Genomic DNA, 14,041 nt, shown 5'->3' on the forward strand with positions numbered 1-14,041 from the left:
TGGCGCGGGAGCGATGATGAGCGAACAGAAAGCGGCTGTATCTCATAAACCTCTGCTTTGGCGTCTAGGATTTGCCGTGCTGGGGATGTTCGGTTTCGCCTTCGCTTTGGTGCCGTTATATGATGTGTTTTGCGACTTGACCGGACTCAATGGCCGTACCTCGGGTGAGGTCGCCGTCTATGACGGGCCAATCGTCGATACCAGTCGCTTAGTAACGATCGAGTTTATTGCCCGTACTCAAGGAAGTATGCCTTGGCGTTTTGAACCCGTTGTGCGCCGTATGGCAGTGCATCCGGGTGAGCTACACATCGCTGAATTTGAGGTGCAGAACCTGACATCAACACAGATGGTGGGGCAGGCCGTACCCTCAGTGTCGCCAGGGACATTGGCCACCTATCTTAATAAAACAGAGTGTTTTTGCTTTAACCAGCAGCCGTTAGCAGCGGGAGAAACGAAGGCATTGCCACTGCGTTTCTTTATCGACAACGACATTCCCGACGATGTCACTACGCTCACGCTGTCCTATACCTTATTTGACATCACCGGATCACAAGCAGGCGGTGCATCAGCATCGACCAGCCGCTGAGCAGGGGGGGAGTTATGGCTTCAGAAACCACGCACACAGAAACACCCAGTTACTACGTCCCAGAGCAAAGTCCATGGCCGATCATTGGAGCGATAGCACTTTGTCTGATCGCCGTGGGCGCTGGCACCAGCGTGCAACAGATGGAAGCTGGTGGCGGCTGGGGGCAATGGGTCCTTTTTAGTGGCTTGTTGTTGCTGGTGATCATGTTGTTTGGCTGGTTTGGTAATGTCATTAACGAGTCAATGTCGGGGCTGTACAGTGCGCAAATGGATCGCTCGTTTCGCCAAGGCATGAGCTGGTTTATTTTTTCTGAAGTGATGTTCTTTTGTGCCTTCTTCGGTGCGCTGTTTTATGCCCGTATCTTTGCTGTGCCATGGCTCGGCGGTGACAGCAATAACGCCATGACCAATGCCATCTTGTGGCCGGAATTCGTTGCTCACTGGCCGTTGGTCAGTACACCGGACGGCACAACCACCGAGGCGATGGGGTGGGGCGGTCTGCCCCTGTACAATACCATTATCCTTCTGGTCTCATCGGTCACTTTGCATTTTGCCCATGTGGGTTTGGAGCAGAACAAACGTAAGCAATTGATTGGCCTGCTCGCGTTAACCGTGTTGTTGGGGATCGGCTTTCTGTTCTTACAGGTCGAAGAGTATATCCATGCCTATCAAGAGATGGGGCTGACATTGGATGCAGGTGTATATGGCAACACCTTCTTCTTGCTGACCGGTTTCCATGGCATGCATGTGACGCTGGGCACCTTAATCCTGTTTATTTTGTTGCTGCGCATTCTTAAGGGGCACTTTACGCCAAAGCAACACTTTGGTTTTCAGGCTGGTGCATGGTACTGGCACTTTGTTGATGTGGTTTGGCTTTGCCTATTTGTATTTGTCTACATTTTGTAGCGCAGGGACTTTTTGCCGCCTAATAAGGGCGAGGGTTATGGGGAAGAATACCTGTTGCCATCAGCAGTAGGAGTAGCACCAGCACCACGACTGAGTAAAGTACGCGCCGACCGAGATAATGGGACATGGGTTTATCGTTGTTTTGTCGCAACATAGAGAATAGGCCGCTAAACAGGTTAAACAGGATGATGCCAAGCAGTAATAGGATGATGCCTTTGGTGAGCAATAACATGACTGAGCGACCTTCGTGGAGATGGGTAGATGATGCAGTTTGACCTGCCCGGCGGAGGGTATCAACTGCAGTTGTCCTGGTGGGTGCTGCTACTCGCCATCTTGCTGGCCGCGTTGTTATTGCGACTTGGTTTTTGGCAGCTATCCCGTGCCGAATTCAAACAATCACTCATTGCTACCGCAGAGAAAAGTGTCGAGGCGGGAGCGCGCCCGTTGGATAGTTTTGCAAATGACGCCGACATGGTCGGACAGACAGTAAAGATCTCAGGGCGATTCCTCCTCGAACAGGTGATCTTGTTAGACAATCAAATATGGCAGAAGCGGGTGGGATATCAGGTGGTGCTGCCCCTCCAGCTAGCCCATAGTTCGCAGATCCAGTTGGTGAATATTGGCTTTGTACCCGCGCCATTGCAACGGGCGGAGTTACCGGAGCTTGATCTGGCCGCTGTTGGTTTGCACGGTGAGCAGAGCATCCAAGGTCGGATTAAATCGCTGCAACAGCAGGTCATGGTGTTGAGTCAACAAACCATCGCGCAACATCCAAATTGGCCGTTGCGCCTGCAAACCCTCGATATTGCTGCGCTGCAGCCACTATTTACCAACCCATTGCGTAGCGACCTGTTGCTGTTGGATCAGCAGTTACCTATCGGCTATCCACGAGAGTGGCCGGTTACCACGGTCTCGGTGGAAAAGCACCAGGCTTACGCGTTTCAATGGTTCAGCATGGCGTTAGTGTTTATCGCCATCATGTTGAGCGTCGGAGTTAGAAAGACAGTAAGAGAGAGCCATGAGTCGTAGTACTAAAAATGTCGATAAAAAACCAAATCGCAAGCCGTTAATTGCCATCGTTGCCGCGTTTATTTTGCCGGTGGCCATTGCTTATCTGGTGCTCAATCAAGGTTGGTATCAAGGTGCCGTGCTGAACAAAGGCGAGCTGATCGCCAGCGGTGAAACCATCGATGAAAAAGGCGGGGGTGATGCAACCGGGGCATGGTTGGTTGTATTTACTGTTGACCGTCCTTGCCGCGAAAACTGCCAACAAGCGATCGATACGCTGCAAAATGTATGGCTGGCGTTGGGGCGGGAACAGCAGCGGGCGCAGCTGCGCGCCTTGGGTACTGGCCAACCCAGCAATTGGCAACTGCCGGTAGGTGTACCACTGCAGTTTGAGCAGGTCACCGCGATGGGTAAAAGTTACTTCTCCGACGCCTTTTATCTGGTGGATCCGCTTGGCAATTTGGTATTGCGCTATCCCTATGAAGATGGCGAGAGCTTGACCTTGCAGAGTCAAGCGCTACTGAAAGATCTGCGTAAGCTGATGAAAAATTCCAAGATAGGCTAATTAATGAAGGCCCTCGCGATCGTCTCAACCCTATTAGCGCTGGTAGTGATCTCGCTCGGTGCCTATACCCGCTTGACTGACGCGGGCTTGGGCTGCCCGGATTGGCCCGGTTGCTACGGTCACTTGACGGTGCCGGCACAAGAGCAGGCCGAACAGTTACAAATAGCGTTTCCGGAACGCCCGCTGGAGCCGGAAAAAGCCTGGAACGAGATGATCCATCGTTACGTCGCCGGCGGGTTGGGCTTATTGGTGCTGGCCATGGCCATTCTGGCGTGGAAACAGCGTGATGGGCCGGTTGGTTTGCCAAGCTTACTGCTATTGCTGGTGATATTTCAGGCGGCATTAGGGATGTGGACGGTAACCATGAACCTGATGCCTGTGGTGGTGCTCGCTCATCTGCTGGGAGGCTTTGCGACCTTCTGTTTGTTATTGCTGCTGGTGGTGCGTTTGTTACCGCTGCGTATACCTGGTGGAGATGCTGAACTACGTCGCTTCAGCGGTTTGAGTCTCGCTGTGTTATTGGCCTTGGTGCTGCAGATCGTGCTGGGTGGCTGGACGTCGACAAACTACGCAGCGCTTGCTTGCACTGAGCTGCCGTTTTGTGAAAACGGCTGGCTCGCTCGATTGGACTTTAGCGCTTTTCAGTTGTGGCAGCCGGGACATGAGAACTACGAGTTTGGCGTGTTGGATTATGCTGGTCGTATGACTATCCATGTGGTGCATCGTCTCTGGGCGATAGTGGTGCTCGGTATGTTGCTTTGGTTCAGCTGGCGTTTGTTTAACTGTGCTAGCAGCCGTTTTTTTCGACGTACGGCACTGGCGTTAGTTGGTCTGTTGCTGCTCCAGGTGGGCTTGGGGATCAGTAACGTGGTGTTGAGTTTACCTCTGCCAGTGGCCGTGGCTCACAATGTGGTCGCTGCGTGCTTACTTGGCTTATTGGTTATTACGAATTACGCGTTGCTACGCAAGGCCTGATAGGAGAAAGACAATGAGTAAAACCATGACCCAGGTGAGTAGCCGAGGCGTTTTGAGCGCCTTGATGGGCGATGCGGGCTGGCGTGATTACTATCAGGTGACAAAGCCGAAAGTGGTGATGCTATTACTTCTAACGGCATTGGTTGGTGCATGTTTGGCGGTAAATGGCTTACCGTCTGCCGGACTTTTGCTGGCGGCGATGATTGGTATTGGCTTGATGTCGTCTGGAGCGGCGGCCTATAACCACCTGCTGGATCGGGAAATTGACGCGCGCATGATGCGCACGCGGGGACGACCGTTAGTGCGCGGCCAGCTGACCGCGATGCGCTGTTTTAGCTTCGCTACATTAATTTCTGTATTGGGGTTTGCTGTACTGGCGCTGTGGGTGAATATGCTGACTGCCTGGCTTACTGCCGTTAGCTTAGTGGGTTATGCGCTGATCTATACTCTCTACCTGAAACGTGCAACACCACAGAATATTGTCATTGGTGGACTGGCAGGAGCTGCGCCACCGCTGCTTGGCTGGACGGCGATGACAGGCAATGTTGATCCACACAGCCTGTTGCTGGTACTGATAGTTTTTACTTGGACGCCACCACATTTCTGGGCACTAGCTATCCATCGTAGAGATGACTATGCCAAGGTAAACATGCCTATGTTGCCCGTCACCCACGGCGTGGCATTTACTAAAACCTGTATTTTGCTTTATACCGTGCTGTTAGGCTTGGTTTGTTTGCTCCCCTATCTGACGGGCATGAGCCATGAGCTGTATTTGCTCGGTAGTAGTTTATTGAATGGGGCCTTTCTCTATTACGCTTGGCGTTTGAAATTTAAAGCAAATAGTGGTGATGCCATGGCCACTTTTAAGTTTTCGATCGTGCATCTGATGTTACTGTTTATTATCCTACTGACAGATCACTATTTATTGGCGTAACTCATGACTTGGTATATGCGGATTGGCGTTGTTGTGCTGCTGGCGGCAGCGGCGATTGGGGGCTGGTTCAGCTATCAGCAGATCAGCAAGGTGCCTGAGGTTGCGGTTACTGCGGATCTGTTTTCGCCATCCCGTAGCCTGCCAGCGTTTACTTTGCGAGACCAGCAAGGGAGCATGTTCACTAATGCTTCACTTAAAGGCCATTGGACATTGCTGTTTCTTGGCTACACCTTCTGCCCAGATATTTGTCCAACCACCATGGCAAAGATGACTCAGGTATATCCGCAATTAAAACAGCAGATCCCAGAGTTACAGATGGTGATGATCAGTGCCGATCCCAAGCGCGACAGTGCTGAGCGGCTGGCTGAATACGTTACCTACTTTAATCCCGAATTCATTGGTGTTTCTGGCGAGCATAAAGAGTTGTTCCCCCTGACTCAGCGGATGGGACTGGTGTACGCCATGGTGGATGCGACAGACAGTGACAGTTACACCGTCGATCATAGCGCCAGCATGGTGCTACTGGATCCTAATGGCCAGATGCGCGCTCGATTTCGGCCCGAGTCTACCCCTGGCAGTGTGCCAACGGTCAGTACTGCCCAGTTAATTGACGAGATCCCCGTCATCGTCGCTTTGCCTAACGGCTAACCCTGATGGTACATCCCCTCGCGCTGCGGGCCGGACATCGGCGGGTGTTGGCCTTGGCGCTGCCGATGGTGGCGTCGAATATCTCAGTTCCTTTGTTGGGGCTTGTTGATACCTTTGTCATAGGTCATATGGACGCCAGTTACTATCTTGGCGGCGTGGCTATGGGCGCTATGCTGATTTCGTTGCTCTTTTGGCTACTGGGCTTCCTGCGTATGTCCACCACCGGGTTGGTTGCACAAGCACACGGTGCAAAGGATTATTCACTTTCTCTGCAACGCTTGGGGCAAGCAGCAATATTGGCGCTGACCCTGGCCTTTACGCTGCTGATATTGCAGCTGCCGATTAAACAGCTGGCGTTACCTGTTGCTGGTGGCAGTGAACAGGTGACCCATTATGCCGGTGTCTATTTCGATATTCGTATCTGGAGTGCGCCAGCAGCACTATTGAACCTCGTACTGCTGGGTTGGTTTCTTGGTATGCAGGATGCGAAGGCTCCGATGTGGGTACTGCTCCTGACGAACCTAGTGAACATCGTATTTGATATTCTGTTTGTGCCAGTCTTGCAATGGGGTGTTGCCGGAGCCGCAGCTGCCAGCGTGCTTGCCGATTATGCCGGATTGCTTTTGGCGCTATGGCTGTTTCAACGGAAGTTGAGGCGGCTCTCCGTGCCGTTGCCATGGCAGGGGGTGATGGACTGGCCAATGATCAAAGGCCTGCTGGCTCTGAATCGCGATATCTTTATTCGTGCACTGATGTTGCAACTCTGTTTTGCGTTTATCACCTTGCAGGGGGCTCGCTTAGGCGATGAGATCATTGCTGGCAATGCGGTGCTGCTTAATTTTCTGATGTTAGCTTCCTATGGACTGGATGGATTTGCTTATGCCGCTGAAGCATTGTTTGGCCGAGCACTTGGACAACAACGCAGAGCAAGTGCGATCTGGGTGCTGTGGATCTCCGGCTTTTGGAGTTTGATGCTGGGGCTTGGCTTTGCCCTCGTGTTCTGGTTAGGAGGCGAGCAGATTATCGCCAGGCTGACTGATATTACCGCCGTACGTGAAACGGCCTTGCTCTATCTTCCCTATCTGATTGTGTTGCCTATCGTTGCTTGTTGGTGCTTTTGGCTGGACGGCATCTTTATCGGTGCGACACTGGGAAAAGCGATGCGCAACAGCATGCTGCTTTCAACATTAGGCGTGTTTTTCCCTACTTGGTGGTTGTTGCAAGGGGCTGGCAATCATGCATTGTGGAGCGCCATGTTACTGTTTATGGCGGCTAGAGGTGTCACCCTAGCCGTTATGCTGCTAAAAGGCTGGCGTTCTCAGCGGGTGCCATTTTCCTGGGCGCCGCGTTAGCTGCGTCGCGAGAAGTAAAAAGCCCGCATACGCGGGCTTGATTATTGCTATATGGTGTCGCTGACTACTCTACCCAAGGGCCTGGGTAGCCGATACGCTTGGGTGAGATGATGAATTCATCAAACCAGGCAAACTCATCTTTAGTCGCATTCCAACGGTCGCCACTACTCCCACCGAAAAAGGTGCTGAAGAAGACTTTAGTGATCTTATTGTTAGGCTCGTCTGCGTCACGGAACTTAACGCCGTCATAGTAGGCGGCCTTTTTGCCATCAAACCAACCTTCCATCAAGCCGTCATATTCGCCTGCGCTGTTCATCCGGAAGTGCATCTCCACATGGTGCCATTGGTTGGGGATAAATTGCGCCTGGAACCCTTCAGTATTCCACCACCAGCGCTCCCGATCGTGGGCAAAATGGGTGTAAAACTCGACCTTACCCTGTTCACGCCACATCAGCCGACCTTTCCACTCATGGGTACGATCAGTGAAGGAGACCGAGCCTGACAGGCCGGGCAGTTTACCACCGAGTACGAAGTCAAAATTGTCATCAAACTTCACCCAATAGGATAAGTACATATCTTCGTACTCACCGTTGATATCCATGTGCCACTGGGCACCACTATCGGAGGAGGTGCGTTTGCCCTGAGGGTAGAGCGTACGAACAGACTTACCACTTGGGCCGTAATGCACATCTTCATCGACGAACAGGCGTTGCTCCGTTGCGCCATTGACCCACTTGGTTGGCGACCATGCGGTTACCCACTCTTTTTTGGTTGGAAACCCTGAAGCGAGGTCATCCATGGTGTAGTAAGCAACGACATCGCCGGGCTCGGCAGGCTGTTCTGGCTCGTTTGGTTCATTTGGCTCTTCTGGCTCATTTGGTTCTGTGGGTTCGTCCGGCTCTGAGGGGAACGATGGATCTGCGTCTTGAGAAAGGTCGATGACATGAATATTGTCGTAACGAATATAGGTGGTTTTACTGGGTGCCCAGCTCGAATCCGCACCGCCATAAAAGGTGCTGAAAAAGAACTGATTAATCAGCGTGTCGCTGTTAATTGTGCCGCGCAGATTGATCCCTTCGGCTTTAGAAACGACTTCGCCATCTACACGCAGTACGACTTTGCCGTCATAGGCATCAGGGGTGGAGTTGAGTTTCACTTCCAGAGCCAGTTGTTGCCAGCGGCCAGTGACAAATGCGCCTTCGAAACTGCGCTCGCCGTCACCACAGCGCTCAATACGCTCTTGGCCGTAGTAGTAGGCTTGTGCTGAACCGTTTGGTCGCCACATTGGGCGAACGCTCCAGCCATTTGCGATCGCTGGTGAGCAGCCGGTGGTATGCACGGTTGGTGACAAGCCGGGTAGCTTGCCACCGCGGACAAATTCAAAACCATCTTCAAAAAGGATGTCATAGACCAGGCTGTAGTGATCCCCACCAGGGATCGCGACCTTGGTTTGCAGACGGTCAGAGCCTCGACTGGTGGGCGCGTAACTGACGCGTAAGCACTGCTCCCGTCCTTCGCCACACTCTTTAACAATGCGAGTGTCGTCGACACTTTTCCATTCATCGTCTAGCGAGTAAGACTCGAAATCTTCGTTATAGACAAGGTTTCCCTCGGGTAGGTCGGGCTCGTCTGGGATAACCGCCTCTCCGACCTGACAACTCACCTGGTTGAAGCTGCCGACTCCTTTGATGCCAAAGTCGGTACTTTCTCCTGGACTAAGCTGCCGATTAAAATCATTACCTGACGCAGTAAAGACTTGGCCTGTGTCTTCAACTTTAGCGCTCCATGCACTGGTCAGTGCTACGTCGCTATCGAAGACGATGTTTACATGCCATAAGCTATTACTATTGCCGGTGTTGGTGACTTCAATATCTTTGAGCATGAAGCGTTCACCGCTCCAGTTTTTAATGATACCAATCGAGCACTCTACCTCGGCGCTAGCGTAGCCAGTCGATGACGCCAAAATGAGCGCAAGAATGGGGCGTATGATGCCAATTTTCATAATGACTCCCTTAAAGGCAGCGTAAACGTTGCCCTTTTCAATTTATTAATCAGTGCATACCGGCGCATGGGTATATGCGCCGGGGTGGCTAGTTGATGAAGGATCAGAACAAGCGCATTTTGACGAACTCACAGCCATTGCTGGCATTAAAGTTAATGCGCGTACCGCTTAGCCCTGTGGTGGATTCGTAGTTGCTATCTATTTGGTGCATGCCGTTGCCATTAAGTGACTCTACTGCGCCGCGGAAATTGCACTGTTTATGGGTGTCGCTATCCCAAACCTGCAGGGTTTTATCTGCCAAGTTAGCAGGCAAATCAACACAGGTGGTGCTGCGTAAATCGAGCTCAGTGCGTTCGCTGCCGGTGTATTGGTGGCAGTTACCTGATTCTTCAGGAGGTTGATCGGAAGGGGCTTCATCGGTTGCTGGAGTTAAACGCAGCCAATTCAGATTAAAGGGCCCATTATGTATCTCGATAGTCAGGTCATGTCGCCCAGCGGATAGCTCACCTATGTTGAAAGTTAGCGTTTTATAGGCTTGGAAATCTCCGGTGTAGTCGATGGTTTCATTGGACAACCGTGTTTCGCCATCGACCAGCACAGAGATAAGGCCGCTGTCTCTGGCCGACGCGGTGCGCAGTTCAAGGACGTAATCTCTTGCTTTGGTCAGCAGAAGGTCATAGCTAAGGGTCTCGCCCGCGGCCATCCAGCCGATGTTAAAGCCACCCCCTGAGTCTTCGGTGGCTTGAATATCGACATTGCCGGTGCGATAAGCATTTCCTTTGTTGCCAGCGGTGCTGTCGATTGCCCGGGCGTATTGTTCTGCTTCGATATCTACTACGCCAGCGCTATTTGCGATTGGCAGGTCAAACTCATCGTCGATGGTTTGGCTACTGCAAACCCACCATTGTTGACCATTGGCAGAGAGCTGATCGCAGTCTTTGCGTGCGAAGTTGCTGCACTGGCTAGCAAAATTGTCTTTAGCATCGTCTAACCCTTTTGCTGCTGCGAAACAGCTGAATGTCTCAGGCTCTGCCGGAATCGGGTTGTCAGGTGTTTCATCGGGGATATCAGCGTCAGGATTGGAGCAGCCAGTCCATACTTTGAAATCATCCATGTAAATATATTCGTTATTAGGGGAGTGAAAGCGTGTGTCGTTTGCGCCGCCGCCCCGATACGTATGGAAGATGAAGTCGTTGATCTTGACACTGCTCTTGCCCGAGATGCGGTATTCAACATCGCGCATATCTAAGCCCACTTCACCGTCAATTTCCATGCGAAGCACGCCATTCTTCTGGCCGGGTGTATTCAGTTTTATGTATTGGCGAATGGTGTACCAACGGTTGTCTTCTACTTCGGCAAACTTGTAGTCGATACCGCAGTTGCCTTGTCTTGGCTCTAAACGATTAGGGAAATAGGTATACACCACTAAATCGCCTCGTTTGCGCCACATCAATCGTGCTGAAAAGCCATTTTCAATGGTATTTAGGTTTTGCGTGCATCCCACTGGGATACGCCCAGTGCCACCGGCCAGACCCGGAAGTTTGCCCCCTGCGGCCCATTCGAAATTTTCACCAAACTTGATGCGGTATTGCATGACCGCTTCGTCTGCAGCCGCGAATTTTTGATCAAAGAGGATGCCGCTGTTGGTGCCTCCTGCGATGTTTGCAGGGTAGTTGGTGCGCAGTACGCCGTTACCTACGGCATTCCTGGCGCGCCATGTGGTACCGGGGCGGTCCAGTCCTCGCACATCGCCAGCAGCATTTTTTTCTAACGTACCGAAATCTGCTGTGGCCATTGCTTGCGTGTACGATTTAAATGAACCGGAGCGGTTGTTGAAATTGACATCTCTTACCAGCTGACAGCTATCGGCCGAGTGAGCGACGGATGGTATACCGATAAGTACGGAGAGAGCGGCAATGGTTAACACTTGACGACAAGGCGCCGTCAAGAAGGTGATAACCGAAGTTAGATGCCCTTTATCTGTGTTTTCTTTTCTATTTATTATGAACATGTAGGGTCCTCGGGGTTAAAACAAGATAACTAATGACGCATCTTGCCCAGAGGTAGGGGGAATGGGTCCTCCTCTGGACAAGCGCGCTTACGAACCTGGTTTTAGATCGTGTTGTTATATTTATTGATGCCGAAGTGATGTTACGCGTTTGTTATTATGCCTACAAAGTAATCAGCGTCAAAAAATTGGCGTTATTATTTTCTTTGTTTTAAGTGGGTTGTGATATTCGTCAGTTTTGTGACGCTCTGCTTTGCTCTATTGTGATAGGCGTGATTAGGCTAAGGTATACCGAAAGGTGTTCGTCACAGAGAAAAAAAACGAGCCAGTCGGCTCGTTTTTTTAATTGCGAATATAGGCATCGTTGTTAGGTGTAAGAGTGCTCGCCGTGCTGGTGCTCGGTGATATCTTTCACGCCGTTAAGCTCGCCTGCGTAGGTTTGCAGCAGCTCCTTTTCGATCCCCTCTTTTAGTGTTACGTCGACCATGGAGCATCCGTTACAACCGCCGCCAAATTGCAATACGGCAAAGCCGTTATCGTCAATCTCGATCAATGTCACTTTACCGCCATGGCTGGCCAGTTGTGGATTGATCTGGGATTGCAGGGTGTATTCTACGCGCTCGATTAGAGAAGCATCATCAGCCACTTTACGCATACGTGCATTAGGGGCTTTTAGTGTTAACTGAGAACCCAGGTTGTCAGTCACAAAATCGATAGAGGCTTCATCCAGAAATGGTGCGCTTTGCTCGTCAACAACCACTTTAAATAATGGATAGTCGAAATGAAGATCTTCCTCTTCAACCGCCTCTGGTGGGCAATAAGAGACCCCACATTCGGCATTAGGCGTGCCGGGATTTACCACAAACACACGAATACGGGTATCTTCAGGCTGATTTTCCAGTAACTTACTGAAATGGGTCTGAGCCGTATCGGAAATCGAAATCATTTATCCCTCACCAACCGCGTTTGTCGCAGTGCCTGACTAATTTACTCAAGCTCTATCATACAACAGTTGTCACTGAGTCTGAAACACTCTTGCTCAACGAGGTGGCGCTGCCCGCGCCAGGCACCAAACTTCGACATGAGCAGCACCCGCCCGATAGAGTTGTTTGGCCATCTCATTGACGGTTGCGCCCGTGGTCATCACATCATCAATAATGGCAATAGATTGGCCATGAAGCGTGCGGGTGACTTGAAACGCACCGCGGACATTCGCTTTGCGTGTTTTGGCATTCAGCTCTCGTTGGCTTTGGGTGTTTTTAGTGCGTTGGCACAAGTGACTATCTAGCCGCAGCTTGTGTTTGCTGGCGATAACCTGAGCCAATAGATGTGACTGATTAAATTGCCTTTGCCGTAAGCGTTTTCGATGTAAAGGAACAGGTACGAGAACGGGATTAGCGGTGAGTGCGGCCTGCTCCTGTTGCCTCAGGTGGCAGGCCATTAGGCTGCCCAATAGTTGGCCACAAGCCAGATCGCCGTTGAACTTGAATTGCGCCAGTAACCCTTGAATCGGTGGCTGATAGGGTAAGCAGGCGATCGCTTTGGCGTAGTGGGGAGGGTGTTGCTGGCAACGGCCACATACCTGTTGCTTAGCTTGTGGCAGTGGCTCGGCACAATGTTGGCAGCCGGGTGGCAACCGCGGTAGATCCTGATAACAACAAGCGCACAGGGCATGGTTCAAACGCACTGTTGGCTGCTGACACAGCAGACATCGATTGTTGAGTTGCAGGTCTATTTGTCGCCATAAGCGCTGTAATCCAGGTATTGATTTAATCATAAAACGAGCCTCCTTGCCCTTGTGCCGATAGGCTGGCAACCTATGCCGCCATCACTTAAGGGGTTTATCGCCCCTTAGCGGGATAGTTATCCCTTGAACTACTGTTTAACGAAGAGTTTAGCCTGTATGTCAGAACAAATAAGTGAGGCACCTTATCTTCATGTTGAAACCATAGGCAAGGGGCCCGATCTGGTGATGCTCCATGGTTGGGGGCTCAATGGCTCAGTATGGCAATCGTTAACGGCATTGCTTTCCCAGCACTATACTTTGCATCTGGTTGACCTCCCTGGCTTTGGCGACAGTGAGTTGTTGGCTGATTACCAGTTGCCAGCTCTTGCTAGTCACCTGCTAGCTGCGCTGCCGGAGCGGGCGATTTGGCTGGGATGGTCTTTGGGCGGCTTAGTGGCGACACAGGTGGCACTGATGGCACCCCACAGGGTCAGTCACTTGGTGTTGGTTGCCTCTAGCCCCAAATTTGTTGCCGATGGCCAGTGGCCAGGGATTAAACCTGAGGTCTTACAGCAGTTTCAAACACAGCTAAAGCAGAATTTTAGTCGTACCTTGGAGCGTTTTCTCGCGATCCAGGCAATGGGTAGCCCCACTGCTCGCGACGACGTAAAAGCGCTAAAGCAGCAACTGATGGCGCGGCGAGATCCGCATCCATTGGCTCTCTCCTCCGGCTTAAAATTATTGGAAACAGTCGATCTGCGTTCGCAATTAGCGGATCTGAACCTGCCGATCAGCCGCTTCTATGGTCGTTTAGATGCGCTGGTGCCGGCGGCGGCACAAAGCTTGATTAATGAACTCTGTGTTGGGAATGATGTCTGCTTTAGTAAGGCGTCTCACGCGCCCTTTATCAGTCATGGGGAGCTGTTTGTAGCAGCGCTCATTGATCGTTTAGGAAAGCATTAATTACTTTAGTTTTAGCCAGTTTTGGTTAATAATTGAACATAACCCTGATTGTGTCCGGAGCGAAACCATGGAAATACCCAGTGCAGTAAACTCCGGCGTCGAAGGATTGCGCCGAGCAGAGCAGTCTGTGGCTGAGACTGCTAACAACATAGCTACGCAGGTTGTCACCCCAGAGCCAGAGGGTGAAGAGGTATTAGGAGCAGAGCAGGCGCTAAGCTTAAGTGAAGAGCTAGTCAATCTGCGGGTACAGGAGTTCACCGCGAAAGCGAATGCTCAGGTGATCCAAACCGCTGATGAAGTTATCGGCTCTTTGTTGGATACCAGTGCTTAATAGCGACGGCAGATGTTAACTAACACCTGCCCGATAGG

The 14,041-nt window shown here is 51.5% G+C and carries 15 protein-coding genes; 10 read left to right on the plus strand and 5 right to left on the minus strand.

The features are described 5' to 3' along the window. The first annotated feature begins 16 nt into the window (after positions 1 to 16). Positions 17 to 586: a cytochrome c oxidase assembly protein gene (locus EZV61_RS17920; protein ID WP_130566940.1), complete on the plus strand. Its 570-nt coding sequence runs from the start codon at positions 17 to 19 to the stop codon at positions 584 to 586. Between the two features lie 14 nt (positions 587 to 600). Then, the gene (locus EZV61_RS17925; RefSeq protein ID WP_114337710.1) at positions 601 to 1,491 is read left to right on the plus strand and encodes a cytochrome c oxidase subunit 3; all 891 of its coding nucleotides are present in this window, start codon (positions 601 to 603) and stop codon (positions 1,489 to 1,491) included. 19 nt (positions 1,492 to 1,510) lie between these two features. Here the strand turns inward: EZV61_RS17925 and EZV61_RS17930 are convergent, their stop codons facing one another. After that, positions 1,511 to 1,723, minus strand: coding sequence for a DUF2909 family protein (locus EZV61_RS17930; RefSeq protein WP_205695408.1), 213 nt, complete (start codon positions 1,721 to 1,723; stop codon positions 1,511 to 1,513). A gap of 29 nt (positions 1,724 to 1,752) precedes the next feature. Here EZV61_RS17930 and EZV61_RS17935 point away from each other — a divergent pair, with 29 nt between their 5' ends. The 6 genes from EZV61_RS17935 to dinF are packed head-to-tail and all read left to right on the plus strand — an operon-like array spanning position 1,753 to position 6,973. Further along, positions 1,753 to 2,520, plus strand: coding sequence for an SURF1 family protein (locus EZV61_RS17935; protein WP_131417368.1), 768 nt, complete (start codon positions 1,753 to 1,755; stop codon positions 2,518 to 2,520). Continuing rightward, a complete protein-coding gene (locus EZV61_RS17940) occupies positions 2,510 to 3,064 on the plus strand; it encodes a hypothetical protein (RefSeq protein ID WP_131417370.1) in 555 nt (184 codons plus the stop codon). Before EZV61_RS17935 ends, EZV61_RS17940 begins: the two co-directional genes overlap by 11 nt. A gap of 3 nt (positions 3,065 to 3,067) precedes the next feature. Beyond that, the gene (locus EZV61_RS17945) at positions 3,068 to 4,039 is read left to right on the plus strand and encodes a COX15/CtaA family protein (RefSeq protein ID WP_114337713.1); all 972 of its coding nucleotides are present in this window, start codon (positions 3,068 to 3,070) and stop codon (positions 4,037 to 4,039) included. A 25-nt stretch (positions 4,040 to 4,064) separates the two neighbouring features. Beyond that, positions 4,065 to 4,973: a heme o synthase gene (gene cyoE, locus EZV61_RS17950; RefSeq protein ID WP_420810814.1), complete on the plus strand. Its 909-nt coding sequence runs from the start codon at positions 4,065 to 4,067 to the stop codon at positions 4,971 to 4,973. Positions 4,974 to 4,976: 3 nt separating this feature from the next. Further along, on the plus strand, positions 4,977 to 5,621 hold the full coding sequence (locus EZV61_RS17955; RefSeq protein WP_114337715.1) for an SCO family protein: 645 nt from the start codon (positions 4,977 to 4,979) through the stop codon (positions 5,619 to 5,621). Between the two features lie 5 nt (positions 5,622 to 5,626). Next, entirely contained in the window at positions 5,627 to 6,973 is a 1,347-nt protein-coding gene (gene dinF / locus EZV61_RS17960; RefSeq protein ID WP_131417374.1) for an MATE family efflux transporter DinF, read from the plus strand. A 64-nt stretch (positions 6,974 to 7,037) separates the two neighbouring features. Here the strand turns inward: dinF and EZV61_RS17965 are convergent, their stop codons facing one another. From EZV61_RS17965 to EZV61_RS17980, 4 genes are all read right to left on the minus strand, one after another. After that, positions 7,038 to 8,975 carry a polysaccharide lyase gene (locus tag EZV61_RS17965; RefSeq protein WP_131417376.1) on the minus strand — a complete coding sequence of 646 codons (1,938 nt, stop codon included), beginning with the start codon at positions 8,973 to 8,975 and terminating at the stop codon, positions 7,038 to 7,040. A gap of 103 nt (positions 8,976 to 9,078) precedes the next feature. Next, positions 9,079 to 10,986: a polysaccharide lyase gene (locus tag EZV61_RS17970; protein WP_131417378.1), complete on the minus strand. Its 1,908-nt coding sequence runs from the start codon at positions 10,984 to 10,986 to the stop codon at positions 9,079 to 9,081. Positions 10,987 to 11,350: 364 nt separating this feature from the next. Next, positions 11,351 to 11,929, minus strand: coding sequence for a Fe-S biogenesis protein NfuA (gene nfuA, locus EZV61_RS17975; RefSeq protein WP_114337719.1), 579 nt, complete (start codon positions 11,927 to 11,929; stop codon positions 11,351 to 11,353). A gap of 93 nt (positions 11,930 to 12,022) precedes the next feature. Further along, positions 12,023 to 12,760, minus strand: coding sequence for a ComF family protein (locus EZV61_RS17980; RefSeq protein ID WP_131417380.1), 738 nt, complete (start codon positions 12,758 to 12,760; stop codon positions 12,023 to 12,025). A gap of 126 nt (positions 12,761 to 12,886) precedes the next feature. On the opposite strand from EZV61_RS17980, the gene bioH reads away from it, so the two are divergent. Continuing rightward, positions 12,887 to 13,672 (plus strand): pimeloyl-ACP methyl ester esterase BioH, encoded by a 786-nt coding sequence (gene bioH, locus EZV61_RS17985; protein ID WP_130566949.1) that lies wholly within the window; start codon positions 12,887 to 12,889, stop codon positions 13,670 to 13,672. Positions 13,673 to 13,739: 67 nt separating this feature from the next. Further along, entirely contained in the window at positions 13,740 to 14,003 is a 264-nt protein-coding gene (locus tag EZV61_RS17990; protein ID WP_114337722.1) for a hypothetical protein, read from the plus strand. The last annotated feature ends 38 nt before the right edge of the window (positions 14,004 to 14,041 follow it).

Origin of the sequence: Corallincola luteus (assembly GCF_004336975.1) — a bacterium.
Taxonomy (GTDB): domain Bacteria; phylum Pseudomonadota; class Gammaproteobacteria; order Enterobacterales; family Neiellaceae; genus Corallincola; species Corallincola holothuriorum.